10 protein-coding genes are annotated in these 12,677 nt (G+C 72.6%); 6 read left to right on the forward strand and 4 right to left on the reverse strand.

Going from position 1 to position 12,677, the window contains the following annotated elements:
• Window positions 1-283: 283 nt before the first annotated feature.
• Entirely contained in the window at window positions 284-958 is a 675-nt protein-coding gene (locus IG78_RS0135620; RefSeq protein ID WP_030571900.1) for a GDSL-type esterase/lipase family protein, read from the reverse strand.
• Between the two features lie 112 nt (window positions 959-1,070).
• Here IG78_RS0135620 and IG78_RS0135625 point away from each other — a divergent pair, with 112 nt between their 5' ends.
• Entirely contained in the window at window positions 1,071-2,081 is a 1,011-nt protein-coding gene (locus tag IG78_RS0135625; protein ID WP_030571903.1) for an NHL repeat-containing protein, read from the forward strand.
• A 164-nt stretch (window positions 2,082-2,245) separates the two neighbouring features.
• Here IG78_RS0135625 and IG78_RS0135630 read toward each other — a convergent pair whose 3' ends face one another.
• Window positions 2,246-3,037 carry an AraC family transcriptional regulator gene (locus tag IG78_RS0135630; RefSeq protein ID WP_078965830.1) on the reverse strand — a complete coding sequence of 264 codons (792 nt, stop codon included), beginning with the start codon at window positions 3,035-3,037 and terminating at the stop codon, window positions 2,246-2,248.
• Between the two features lie 55 nt (window positions 3,038-3,092).
• Here IG78_RS0135630 and IG78_RS0135635 point away from each other — a divergent pair, with 55 nt between their 5' ends.
• Window positions 3,093-4,460, forward strand: a complete 1,368-nt coding sequence (locus tag IG78_RS0135635) for an MFS transporter (protein ID WP_030571907.1) — start codon at window positions 3,093-3,095, stop codon at window positions 4,458-4,460.
• Here IG78_RS0135635 and IG78_RS0135640 read toward each other — a convergent pair.
• Complete coding sequence (locus tag IG78_RS0135640; protein WP_030571910.1) at window positions 4,367-5,140, reverse strand: TetR/AcrR family transcriptional regulator; 774 nt, start codon at window positions 5,138-5,140, stop codon at window positions 4,367-4,369. The genes IG78_RS0135635 and IG78_RS0135640 overlap by 94 nt on opposite strands.
• A gap of 100 nt (window positions 5,141-5,240) precedes the next feature.
• Here IG78_RS0135640 and IG78_RS0135645 point away from each other — a divergent pair, with 100 nt between their 5' ends.
• Window positions 5,241-6,227 carry a daunorubicin resistance protein DrrA family ABC transporter ATP-binding protein gene (locus tag IG78_RS0135645; RefSeq protein WP_030571913.1) on the forward strand — a complete coding sequence of 329 codons (987 nt, stop codon included), beginning with the start codon at window positions 5,241-5,243 and terminating at the stop codon, window positions 6,225-6,227.
• Entirely contained in the window at window positions 6,224-7,069 is an 846-nt protein-coding gene (locus tag IG78_RS0135650) for an ABC transporter permease (protein WP_051853253.1), read from the forward strand. The genes IG78_RS0135645 and IG78_RS0135650 overlap by 4 nt, the downstream gene beginning before the upstream one ends.
• 111 nt (window positions 7,070-7,180) lie before the next feature.
• Here the strand turns inward: IG78_RS0135650 and serC are convergent, their stop codons facing one another.
• Window positions 7,181-8,299, reverse strand: coding sequence for a phosphoserine transaminase (serC, locus tag IG78_RS0135655; protein ID WP_030571919.1), 1,119 nt, complete (start codon window positions 8,297-8,299; stop codon window positions 7,181-7,183).
• Window positions 8,300-8,560: 261 nt separating this feature from the next.
• On the opposite strand from serC, the gene IG78_RS0135660 reads away from it, so the two are divergent.
• Window positions 8,561-11,431: an FAD-binding and (Fe-S)-binding domain-containing protein gene (locus IG78_RS0135660; protein WP_030571922.1), complete on the forward strand. Its 2,871-nt coding sequence runs from the start codon at window positions 8,561-8,563 to the stop codon at window positions 11,429-11,431.
• 229 nt (window positions 11,432-11,660) lie between these two features.
• On the forward strand, window positions 11,661-12,659 hold the full coding sequence (locus tag IG78_RS0135665) for an EamA family transporter (RefSeq protein WP_030571925.1): 999 nt from the start codon (window positions 11,661-11,663) through the stop codon (window positions 12,657-12,659).
• Window positions 12,660-12,677 lie beyond the last annotated feature (18 nt).

The raw sequence follows: 12,677 nt of genomic DNA on the forward strand, positions 1-12,677 counted from the left end.
CATACCGAAGGTCCTGCATCGCCTGCTCGATATCCGGGACCACGAAGCACACATGGTAGAAGGCAGTCATTCACCCATGATCGAGCACGTCACCCCAGAGGCCCAGAGCTTAAAGAACAAGCTGAGGAGTCGGGCGACGGCTGCGCTGTTGCCGACGGAGTCGGCGGAGCGCATCGTGTCGACCAGTTCGACGGCGAAGGCGTGGACGTCGGCCTCCGGCAGGAAGCGATCGCCCGCAAGAGGGACCCGCGCCGAGCGATGGATCCGGAGCGGGGGGCGGAGCCTAGAGCTCCGGTGGGCCGCCCAGATCCCACGCCTCCCACATCGCCCCCGCGAACGCCGCCGCCAGCTTCCGTTCGCCCTGTTCGTTGGGGTGGGTGCCGTCGTACGTGTCCAGGTGGATGTCGTACGCGGGCGGTGGCGAGGCCAGGAGGAGGGCGGAGGAGGACGTGTCCAGGTCGGCGACCGTCTTGGCCAGGAGTTCGTTGAAGCGGGTGACCTCGCTCGCGAAGGCGGGCTCCGTGTCGGCGCGGATGTTCGGTATCACCGGCAGGACGGCGACGGCGATCCGCGGGTTGGCGGAACGGGCCTCGGCGACGAAGCGGCGTACGTTCTGCGCGGTCTGCTCGGCGTTGGTGTAGAAGCCGAGGTCGATCAGGCCGAGGGAGACCAGGAGGACGTCCGCGCGGTGCGCGCTGACGGCGTCGGCGATCAGCGGGGTCAGGTGCGACCAGCCCTCGCCCCACCCCGCCAAGTGCCGCCTCGGGAAGTCCGGTTGGGCGTACTCGTAGGACGTCGCGTCGTCCGTGGCCTTGTCGTGCATGGCCTCCCGCGGGCCGACGATCTTGAACGGGGCGCCGTACGCGGCGCACAGGTGCCGCCACATCCAGTAGCGCCAGGTGTGCTCCCCGGCGCTGCCGATGGTCATCGAGTCGCCGACGAACATGAACCTGAGCATCCGCTCATCATCGCGTGCGCGGCAGGGGTCCGAACGCCCCGCCGGGTGTGAGGATGAGCACGCCCCGCGATCATCCGGTCGCAGCCGCCGCGCGGATGGCACGCTTGACGCCATGCGCTCGCTTCCGCCGGTCGTCCCCGGTGCCGCCACCGCCGTCGCCCTGTGCACGGTGCTCGCCCTGACCGCCCCCGCGGCCCACGCCGACGGCAAGCCCGGCAACGACGGGTTCACCATCGAGGACCCCCGCATCACCGAGTCCAGCGGACTCGTCGCGTCCCGCGCGCACCCCGGCGTCTACTGGACCCACAACGACCAGGACAAGGGCGCCTTCCTGTACGCGGTCGACAGCAGGACAGGCAAGACCGTCGCCACGATCACGATGACCGGTGTCGGAACGCCGCGGGATGTCGAGGCGATCTCCATGGGCCCCGACGGCGATCTTTACGTCGGCGACATCGGCGACAACCTCGGCGGCAAGTGGTCCTTCGTGTGGGTCTACAAGCTGCCCGAGCCCAAGGAGCTGAAGGACCAGAAGATCCGTGCCACGCAGTACGTCGTGAAGTATTCCGACGGGCCGCGCGACGCCGAGGCCCTGATGGTCCACCCGAAGACCGGGCGCGTCTACATCGCGGACAAGAAGGAGGACGGCGGCAGCCTGTACGAAGGGCCGCCGATCGCGCGGATGTCGACCTCCAGGCCCAACATCTTCAAGCGTGTCGCCGCCACCGACCTGTGGGTCACCGACGGCGCCTTCTCACCCAACGGCAAACAGCTCGCCCTGCGCGGCTACTTCGGCGGTGTCGCCTTCCGCTGGGAGGGCGCGGGGAAGATCAAGCGCGAGGGGCGGCTGAGCGTTCCGCTTCAGCGCCAGGGCGAGTCCGTCGCCTACAGCCCGGACGGCACTCGGCTGATGTACGGCACCGAGGGCCAGGCCGGCGACGTCGAGCCGGTCGACGTCAAGGGCGCGGGGCGGCCCGCCGGGGCGGGGGACGACGCGGGCGGCGACAGCGACGGAGGAAACGAAGGGATCAGCGGCAACTACAAGAAGGGCATCCTCGTGGCGGGTGCCGCGCTGCTGGCCGTCCTCGGCCTGAAGCGGTTGTTCCGGCGTTCGGGGGGATAGTCCCTCCAGTACGGGAAGCTCCCTCCAGTGCGGGAAGCTCCCTCCAGAGCGGGAAGCTCCCTCCAGTGCGAGAAACTCCCTCCAGTGCGGGAAACAGTCCCTCCAGTACGGGGGGACAGTCCCGCCAGCACGGGGGGACAGTCCCTCCAGCAGCCGGGGTGCGTTCAGCGTCCGAGGCGGTACGTTCCCGGCGTACGCCCCATCGTGCGGCTGAACGTGTCGATGAACGCACTGGTCGTCGCCCACCCGCACGCCCGCCCCGCCGCGCTGACGCTCGCCCCCTCCGCGAGCAGCACCATCGCGCGAAAGACCCGGACGTTCGTCCGCCACTGCGGATACGTCATGCCGAACTCCGTCCGGAAAAGACGGGCCAGCGTGCGCTCGCTCACGCCCACGCTCCTGGCCAGCCAGGCGGCCGTGCGCGGCTGCCGCAGATCGTCGGTCACAAGGGCGCACGCCCGCCGCAGCAGCGGGTTGTCGGGGGCGGGCAGCGCCAGCGGTTCCACCAGGGCCCGGCGCAGCCGGTCCCGCAGCACGGCGCGCAGCCTGCGGGCCTCGGGGCGCGGCAGGGACGGTTCGCTGCACGCGATGACCAGCTCGCGGACCAGGGCGTCCACGGCCACCACGACCGGACCCGCGGACCGCACGAGCACGTCGTCGACGGCGAAGGCGAGCGTGTGCACGGAGCTGTGCCCGTGCACCCGGTGCTCGTGCCAGACGCCCGCGGGGATCCAGACGGCCCGCGCGCTGGACGCCACGAAGGACGCCTCGCCCGTCCGCACCGCGAGCACCCCGGCACTGACGTAGAGGAGCTGGTGGCAGTCGTGCCGGTGGCGGCCGATGACCTCGCCCGCGAGGTGGTCGTGCGTCGTGCTCCAGGGCTCCGCCGCCACCGTCCCGAGTTCCGCGGCCGACTCGGTGCCCACCACACCCACACCTTGTCCGTTCTGCGACATACGACGGCAGATTAACGGAAGCGGGGCACGGCGGGGCTCTGCCAGCGTGGTCGCCATGCCCGCACCGACGCCCCCGCCCCCGCCGACGCCCACGCCTCCACCCCTGAAGTCCCGGCTCGCCGCCGGGCTGCGTGGCGTCGCCCTCGACACCCGCCCGCTGGCCGACCCCGTCTTCCGGCGTCTGCTCCTCGGGCAGAGCGCGGCGTACGTCGGCACCATGGTCACCGCCGTCACCATCCCGGTGCAGGTGTACGCGCTGTCGCGGTCGTCGCTCGCCGTGGGCCTCACGGGCCTCGCCGGGCTCGTGCCCCTGGTGGTGTTCGGCCTGTACGGCGGCGCACTCGCCGACCGGTTCGACCGGCGGGTGCTGTATCTGGCGTCGGCGTTCGTCACGTGGGCGACCACGCTCGCCCTGCTGGTCCAGGCGCTCGCCGATGTGCGCTCGGTCCCGCTGATCCTCGGCCTCGTCGCCGTCCAGGCCGGCGCGTTCGCGGTGTCGTCCGCCGCCCGGGGCGCGATCATCCCCCGGGTGGTGGCCCCGGACCTGGTGCCCGCGGCGAACACCCTGTACTTCACCGCGGGCAACGTCGGGCAGGTCGCGGGGCCCCTCGTGGCGGGCCTCCTGATCGGCCTCCCGAACGGCTACTGCTGGGCGTACGCGGCCGACGCCGTGCTGTTCTCCCTGCTCCTGTACTCGGCCGTCCGCCTGCCCCCGGTCAAACCGGCCGGAGGATCCGCCTCCCGGCCCGGCGGACTGCGCCAGGTCTTCGACGGGCTGCGGTTCATCGCCGCCGCCCCGGTGCTCTGGATGTCCTTCGCGGTCGACATCGCGGCGATGACGCTCGCCATGCCCACGGCGCTGTTCCCGGAAGCGGCGCACGTCCGCTTCGGCGGCGGGGTGGGGCTGCTGTACTCGGCCATCGCCGTCGGCTCCGTCGTCGCGGGCCTCTTCAGCGGCTGGATCGGACGCGTACGCCGCCAGGGCCGGGCGCTCGCCCTGGCCGTCACCGCCTGGGCCGCGGCCGTCGCGCTCGCGGGCACCGTCCACCACCTCGCCGCCGCCGCGGCCCTCCTCGCCCTGGCCGGGGCTGCGGACCTCGTCAGCGCGGTCTACCGCCAGACGATCCTCCAGACCTACGCACCCGACGCGATGCGCGGCCGGCTCCAGGGCGTCTTCACCGTCGTCGTCGCGGGCGGGCCGCGCCTCGGGGACCTGCGTGCCGGTGCCATGGCCACCGCCACCGGCCTCGGCGTCGCGTGGTCGGGCAGCGCACTGCTCTGCGTGGTCGTGGTCATGGCGGGCGCGCTGCTCGTGCGGCCGTTCTGGCGCTACGACGTGACCTCGGGCCCTGCTTCCCGCGCGCGCTCCGCCACCAGCACGTCGAGCCCGTCCAGAAGGCGCTGCAGCCCGAACTCGAAGTGATCGAAGTCCATGCCGAACGCGTCCTCGGAGAGCCCCGCGATCAGCGGATAGCGGCCGCTCTCCATGGCCCGCTCCAGGACCGGGAGCTGCGCCTGCCAGAACGCCTCGTCCGACAGTTGCGACTCCTTGGCGGCCTGCGCCGCCTGCACCTGGGTGCGCGCGACCCCGGACACGTACCCCTCGACCATCACGAGGACCGAGATCAACTCGGGGTCGCTCAGGCCCATCGGCTTGATGTACGTCAGGAGCTTCTCCAGACCGCCGAGCGCGCTGGGGCCGAGCACCGGCCGCGTCTGGTTGACCTGGAGCAGCCAGGGGTGGTCGCGGTACTGCTGGAGGGTCTCGCGTCCGTACGCCTCCACGGCCGCGCGCCAGCCGCCGCGGAAGGACTCCTCGTCGTCGGTGGGCGCCTGCACGTGATTGAGCATCAGGTCGAGCAGCTCGGCCTTGCCGGGGACGTAGCGGTACAGCGACATCGTGCCCGTGCCCAGCTCGGTCGACAGACGGCGCATGGAGACCGCGGCGATGCCCTCGGCGTCCGCGAGGCGCACGGCGGCCTCGGTGATCCGCTCCAGGGTCAGGGCGGGTTTGGGCCCGCGTGTGGGGCGCTCGCCGCTGCCCCACAACAGTTCCAGGCTGCGTGTGACATCGCCGCTGCCGCTGGTCTCCGAGGTCGCCATGGCTCTCACGATAAGCCCTTGGACGGAAACTGGGTACGGTGTACTCTCTATTGGGTACGGTGTACTCAGGTGCATGGTGTACTCAGTTCCTGGAGGGGCAGTGAACAGCGCAGAACACGCGGTCCGGGCCCGTGGCCTGGTGAAGAGATACGGCGACAAGCGGGCCCTTGACGGCTTCGACCTGACCGTGGAACACGGCACGGTGCACGGCCTGCTCGGCCCGAACGGCGCGGGCAAGACCACGGCGGTGCGCATCCTCGCGACGCTGCTCAGGCTCGACGGCGGCCGGGCCGAGGTGGGCGGGGTGGACGTCGTGCGCGACGCCCGCGCCGTCCGCGGCCGCATCGGCCTCACCGGTCAGTACGCGGCGGTGGACGAGATCCTCACCGGGCGGCAGAACCTGGAGATGTTCGGCCGCCTCTTCCACCTCGGCGGCGGGCAGGCGGCTCGGCGCGCGGCGGAACTCCTGGAGCAGTTCGACCTGACGGCCGCCGCCGACAAGGGCGCGGGCCAGTACAGCGGCGGCATGCGGCGCCGCCTCGACCTCGCCGCCTCGATGATCCTCGCCCCGTCCGTGCTGTTCCTGGACGAGCCGACGACCGGCCTCGACCCGCGCAGCCGCAGCGAGGTCTGGGAGTCCGTACGGTCCCTGGTGGCGAGTGGAACGAGCGTTCTGCTCACCACGCAGTATCTGGAGGAGGCCGACAGGCTCGCCTCCCGCATCACCGTCATCGACCAGGGCCGGGCCATCGCCGACGACACCCCCGACGGCCTGAAGGCGACCGTCGGCAGCAGTCATCTGGAAGTCGTGGTCACCGAGGCCGCGGACCTGCCGGCCGTGGTGAAGGCCGTCGCGCGGGTCGCGGACGGCGAGCCGGAGACGGTCGACGCGGAGCGCCGCGTGCAGGCCGCGGTCACCGACCGCGTGGCGGCGCTCACCGACGTCGCCCGCACCCTCCAGGACGAGGGCATCGCCGTGGAGGACATCGGCCTGCGACGGCCGAGCCTGGACGACGTGTTCCTGCGGCTCACGGGGGACAGGCCCGCGGAGGAGTCCGCGGGCGACGAGACGGGAGCCGCGGCATGAGTGACGTCACAACGACCGGCGGGATCGCGCCGGTGACCCCCGTACCGCACGGGCGGGCCTACTGGGCGGTCGCCGACACCCTCAACATCACCCGCCGCTACCTCACGCACTTCCGGCGCCAGCCCATCAACATCGCCTGGCAGCTCGGCTTCCCCATCATCAGCGTGCTCCTGTACGGCTTCGTCTTCGGCGAGGCGATGAAGGTGCCGGGCGGCGAGGGCGACTACAAGGACTTCCTGATGCCAGGCATGTTCGTGATGACGATGGCCTTCGGCTTCATGAACACCGCGATGGGCGTCGTCACGGACGCCTCCAAGGGCGTCATCGACCGCTTCCGCTCCATGCCCATGGCGCCCTCCGCGGTGTCGGCGGGGCGCGGCCTCTCCGACATCGTCGTGGCCTGCGCGGAGTTGACGATCCTCGCGCTGACGGCCGTCGCGATCGGCTGGCGCCCGGACAACGGCGTCCTGAACGCGATCGCCGCGTTCGCGCTGCTCCTCCTGCTCCGCTTCAGCCTGATCTGGGTGGGCGTCTGGCTCGGCCTGGTGGTGCCGACCCCGGAGGCGGCGGGCGGCCTCTACGCCGTCGCGTTCCCGCTCACCATGATCTCCAGCGTGTTCGTGGCACCGTCCCTGATGCCGGACTGGCTGGCGCCGATCGCCGCCTGGAACCCGGTGTCGTCCACGGGTACGGCGGCCCGCGAGCTCTTCGGCAACCCGGGCGCGGGCGGGTCGAGCTGGGTGGAGCAGAACGCGGTGCTGATGGGGGTGGTGTGGCCGCTGGTGGTGACGGCGGTGTTCCTGCCGCTCGCGGTACGGAGGTTCAAGCGCCTGAGCCGCTGACGCGGTGTGCCCTGTAGGGGGTGTAGGGGTACGGGGACGGGCCCGGGTACGCGCGCTGCGTACCCGGGCCCGTCCCCGTACCTGTATTCGTCCTCGTACCCGTACTGACCGTCAGAGCTGCTCGATCACATAGTCGACGCACTTGGTGAGCGCCTCGACGTCCTTCGGGTCGACCGCCGGGAACATCGCGACGCGCAACTGGTTGCGGCCCAGCTTGCGGTACGGCTCGGTGTCCACGATGCCGTTGGCGCGCAGGACCTTGGCGACGGCGGCCGCGTCGATCTCGTCGGCGAAGTCGATGGTGCCGATGACTTGCGAGCGCTGGGCCGGGTCCGCGACGAACGGCGTCGCGTACTTCGACTCCTCCGCCCAGTTGTAGAGCGTGCGCGCGGACGTCGCCGTGCGGCGCACCGACCAGTCGAGACCGCCCTGGCCGTTGATCCAGTCCAACTGCTCGCCGAGCAGGAACAGGGTGGCGAGGGCGGGGGTGTTGTACGTCTGGTTCTTGCGGGAGTTGTCGATCGCCGTCGGCAGGCTGAAGAACTCCGGTACGTGCCGCCCGCTCGCGTGCACGCGCTCCGCGCGCTCGATGGCGGCCGGGGAGAACGCGGCCACCCACAGGCCGCCGTCCGACGCGAAGGACTTCTGCGGGGCGAAGTAGTAGACGTCGCTCTGCGCGATGTCGACGGGCAGGCCGCCCGCGCCGGAGGTGGCGTCCACGAGGACCAGGGCGTTCTCGTCGGCGCCCGCCACCCGTTCGATGGGGGCGGCCACGCCGGTGGAGGTCTCGTTGTGGGTGAGGGCGTAGACGTCCACGCCCTGCTCGGCCTCGGGGGTGGGGTGCGTGCCCGGCTCGGCGGAGATGACGGTCGGCTCCGCGAGCCAGGGGGCGAGCTTGGCCGCCTTCGCGAACTTGGAGCTGAACTCGCCGAAGGTGAGGTGCTGCGACTTGTTCTCGATCAGGCCATGAGTGGCGATGTCCCAGAACGCGGTGGAGCCGCCGTTGCCGAGTACCACCTCGTAGCCCTCGGGGAACTGGAACAGTTCGCGTACGCCCTCGCGGACGCGGCCCACGAGGTTCTTCACCGGCGCCTGGCGGTGGGAGGTGCCGAGCAGGGAGGTGCCGGTGGCGGCCAGGGCGTCGAGGGCCTCCGTCCGCACCTTGGAGGGGCCCGCGCCGAAACGGCCGTCGGCGGGCTTGATGTCAGCGGGAATCCGGATCTCAGCCACGGGCTGAGCCTAGCCTCTCCCGGTCGCCCGGGGCGCCCCTCGTCCACCCCGCGAGACGCCCAGGTCCTCTGTCCCTCCGGTGGCCGGTTTCCCCCGCGCTCCGCGCGGGGCCTTGCCCACCCACTCACCCGTTACCCCCCGTTCCCGCTCCCGCTGTGGGCAATCGTCCCGCAGGGTGGGACGGGTGGGCACAGTCCCCGGCTTCCGGTGCCGTTCATAGTGGCGGTGAGGACAGGTGCCGCGCGGGGCAGCCTTCTGAGCATGGGTAACGGAAGCGACGACCTGGAGCAGGCCTTGCGCCGAGCAGTACGGGGGGACGTGGACTTCACGAGGACGGCCCGCGCACTGGCGACCATGGACGCGTCCAACTACCGCCGCGTCCCGCGAGGAACGGTCGCCCCGCGCGACCCGGCGGACGTGACCGCGGCCCTCACCGTCTGCCGGGACCACGACACCCCCGTCGTACCGAGAGGCGCCGCCACCTCCATCGCAGGCCAGGCGACAGGAACCGGCGTGGTCCTCGACTTCACCCGGCACATGAACAAGCTGATCGACCTGGACCCCGAGGCCCGCACGGCCCGAGTGCAGCCCGGCCTGGTCCTGGACACCCTGCGGAGCACCGCCGCGCCGCACGGCCTCACCTTCGGCCCCGACCCCTCCACCCACAGCCGCTGCACCCTCGGCGGCATGATCGGCAACAACTCCTGCGGCTCCCACTCCGTGGCCTGGGGCACGACCGCCGACAACGTCCACGAACTGACGGTCGTGACGACGAAGGACACCGACGGCGACATCGACGGCGACGGCGGCAAGCCCCGCGCCCTGGGCCCCCGCGCCCTGGGCCCCCGCACCCTCCGCCCCGGCACCTGGACCGGCGCCCCCACCGGCCTCAAGGCCCTGGTCGAGGCCGACCTGGCCCTGCTGCGCACCGGCTTCCCCGACCTGCCGCGCCGTATCTCCGGCTATGCCCTCGACGCCCTGCTCCCCGAGCGCGGCCCCGACCTCACCCGCCTCTTCTGCGGCAGCGAAGGCACCCTCGGCGTCCTCACGGAGGCCACGGTCCGCCTCGTCGAGGCCCCCCGGGCCCGCGCCCTCGCCGTCCTCGGGTACGCCGACGAGAGCGCCGCGGCCGAAGCAGCCCCGGGCCTGCTCCCGCACCACCCCCTCACCGTCGAGGGCATGGCCGCCGACCTCGTACGGGACACGCGCGGTCTGCCCAAGGGCGCCGCCTGGCTGTTCGTGGAGACGGGCGGCGCGACGACCGCCGAGGCGCGGGCGCACGCCACCGCGATCGTGCGCGCCGCGGACTGCCTCGACGCCGACGTCGTGGTGGACCGGGCGCGGCAGCGCGCACTGTGGCGGGTGCGCGAGGACGCGTCCGGCACGGCCACCCGGATGCCGGACGGCAGCGAGGCCTGGCCCGGCTGGGAGGACTGCGCCGTGCCGCCCGCCCGGCTCGGCCCCTATCTGCGGGACTTCCGCGCCCTGTTGGCCGAACACGGCCTGCGTGGCACCCCGTACGGGCACTTCGGCGACGGCTGTATCCACGTACGCATCGACTTCGACCTCCTGACGGGTCCGGGTGTGGCCCGCTTCCGGCGCTTCTCCGAGGACCTGGCAGGACTCGTCGTCGCCCACGGCGGTTCGCTGTCCGGCGAACACGGCGACGGTCAGGCCCGCGCGGAGCTGCTGCCGAAGATGTACGGGCCCGAGCTGGTGGGGCTCTTCGCACGCGTCAAGGACCTCTGGGACCCCGCGGGCATCCTCAACCCCGGCATCCTCGCCCGCCCGGCCCCCCTCGACGCCAACCTCCGTTTCGCGCCCCTGCCCCGCGAACCCGTCGACGTCACCTTCGGCTACCCGCACGACGGCGGGGACTTCGCCGCGGCCGTCCGCAGATGCGTGGGCGTCGCCAAGTGCCGTACGCGGAGCGCGACGTCGGGGGGCGGTGTGATGTGCCCCTCCTTCCGCGCCACCGGCGAGGAGGAGCACTCCACGCGTGGCCGGGCCCGGCTCCTGCACGAGATGCTGGCCGGGGAGATCGTCGAGGACGGGTGGCGCTCCACCGAGGTGCGGGACGCGCTCGACCTGTGTCTGTCCTGCAAGGGCTGCCGCTCGGACTGCCCGGTCGGCGTCGACATGGCCACGTACAAGGCCGAGTTCCTGCACCACCACTACGCAGGGCGGCGCAGGCCCGCCGCGCACTACGCCATGGGCCGCCTCCCGCGCTGGCTGCGGGCCGTCGCCGCGACCCGCACCGCCCGGCTCGTCAACCTGCTCGCGTCCGTTCCGCCGCTGGCCGCGCTCGCGAAGCGCCTCGGTGGCATCGAGCCGCGGCGACCGCTGCCGCGGGTGGCGCCGCGGACGTTCCGGCAGTGGTGGAACGCGAGGCCGGGGAGCGGCGGCGGCCCCGGCGGCCCGGCGGTGGTCCTGTGGCCCGACACCTTCACCGACCACCTCGCACCGTCCGTCGCACGCGCCGCCGTACGCGTCCTGGAAGCCGCGGGCCTGACGGTCCTGCTGCCGCCGAAGGGTGTGTGCTGTGGCCTCACCTATGTCTCCACGGGCCAGCTCGACCACGCCCGCGCGGTGCAGCGCCGCACGCTTGAGCTGATGCGTCCGCTCCTTGCGGCGGGCACACCCGTCGTCGTCCTCGAACCGAGCTGCGCGGCCGCGCTGAAGACGGACCTGGTGGAGCTCGCGGCGCCCGACGACCCGCACGCGCGCGTGCTCGCCGCGTCCGTCCGCACCTTCGCGCAGACCTTGGAGGAGTACGCACCGGACTGGCGGCCGCCGCGCGTCGACCGACCCGTCGTCGGCCAGACCCACTGCCACCAGCACGCCGTCCTCGGTGACGCGGCCGAACGCAGGCTGCGCGCGAGGGCGGGCCTGGACGGCGAACTCAGCGGCGGCTGCTGCGGTCTCGCGGGGAACTTCGGCTTCGAGAAGGGGCACCACGACGTGTCGGCGGCCTGCGCGGAGGACCAGCTCCTGCCCGCGGTCCGGCGGGCCCCCGCGGGCGCGGCGGTCCTGGCGGACGGCTTCTCCTGCCGTACTCAGCTCGAACAGCTCGGGGGCGTGCGGGGACGGCACCTGGCCGAGGTCCTGGCGGAGGCGCTGGGCGGCGACTGAGTAACGGGTTTCGCCTCACCGCGGCAGTCCATTACCTTGGACGATGGAGTCCATGAAGTTGGACTAAGGGAAGTTGGACCAAGGTGGACTGTACGAGGGGCTGTCGCGGTGGCGGCGGCGGGAAAGGCCTGGCGTGAACAACTCGCGTACGGACGGAGCGGACGCGGCCGGATCCGCACCTGCACCTGGGGCTGGGGCTGGGGCTGCGGCTCAGGGTGGCTACGGCGGTGTGGCGGGTGCCCCGGCGGCCGTGGAGGCACCGGCCACGGTGGTGGCACCGGAGGCCGCGGGCGCGGCGGAGGCTGGGGGCGCGGCGGGGGCTGGGGGCGCGGCGGGGGCTGCGGCGTCCGGGAGTGGGCGCCGCGCCGTCCTCGGGCCTGTCGGCCTCGTCCTCGCGGGCTGTGTGTCGGTGCAGTTCGGCGGTGCGGTCGCGGTGAGCCTGATGCCGCGGGCGGGCGCCCTCGGCGTCGTCACGCTGCGCCTGCTGTTCGCCGCCCTCGTCCTGCTCGCCGTGTGCCGCCCCCGGCTTCGCGGGCACTCGCGGGCGGACTGGGGCACGGTGGTGGCGTTCGGCGCGACCCTCGCCGCGATGAACGGCCTCTTCTACCAGTCCGTGGCCCGCATCCCCCTGGGCCCGGCCGTGACCCTGGAGGTCCTCGGCCCCCTGGCCCTGTCCGTCATCGCGTCGCGCCGCGCGGTGAACGTGGTCTGGGCGGGCCTCGCCCTCTGCGGTGTCTTCCTCCTCGGCGGGGGCGGGGCGGGCGGCTTCGGCGCGCTTGACAAGGTCGGCGTCGCCTACGCGCTGGCCGCCGGCGCGATGTGGGCGACGTACATCGTCTTCAGCGCCCGCGCGGGCCGCCGCTTCCCCCAAGCGGACGGCCTCGCCCTCGCCATGGCGTTCGCCGCGGTCCTCGTCCTGCCCCTGGGCATCGTGGAATCCGGCTCGAAACTGACGGTCCCCAGCACCCTCGGCCTCGCCGCAGCCGTGGCGATCATGTCCTCCGTTCTCCCCTACACCCTCGAACTCCTCGCCCTGCGCCGCCTGCCCGCGTCCACCTTCGCCGTCATGATGAGCCTGGAACCGGCCATCGCCGCCGTCGCGGGCTTCCTCGTACTCGACCAGTCCCTGACCCTCACGGAGTCCCTGGCGATCACCCTGGTCATCGCGGCGAGCATGGGTGCGGTGCGGACGCAGGTGGGGCGGGGCAAGGCGAAGACGGGTCCCTGAGCCGGGACTTACCATCGG

The organism is Streptomyces aureocirculatus, assembly GCF_000720475.1.
GTDB classification, from domain to species: Bacteria; Actinomycetota; Actinomycetes; order Streptomycetales; family Streptomycetaceae; genus Streptomyces; species Streptomyces aureocirculatus.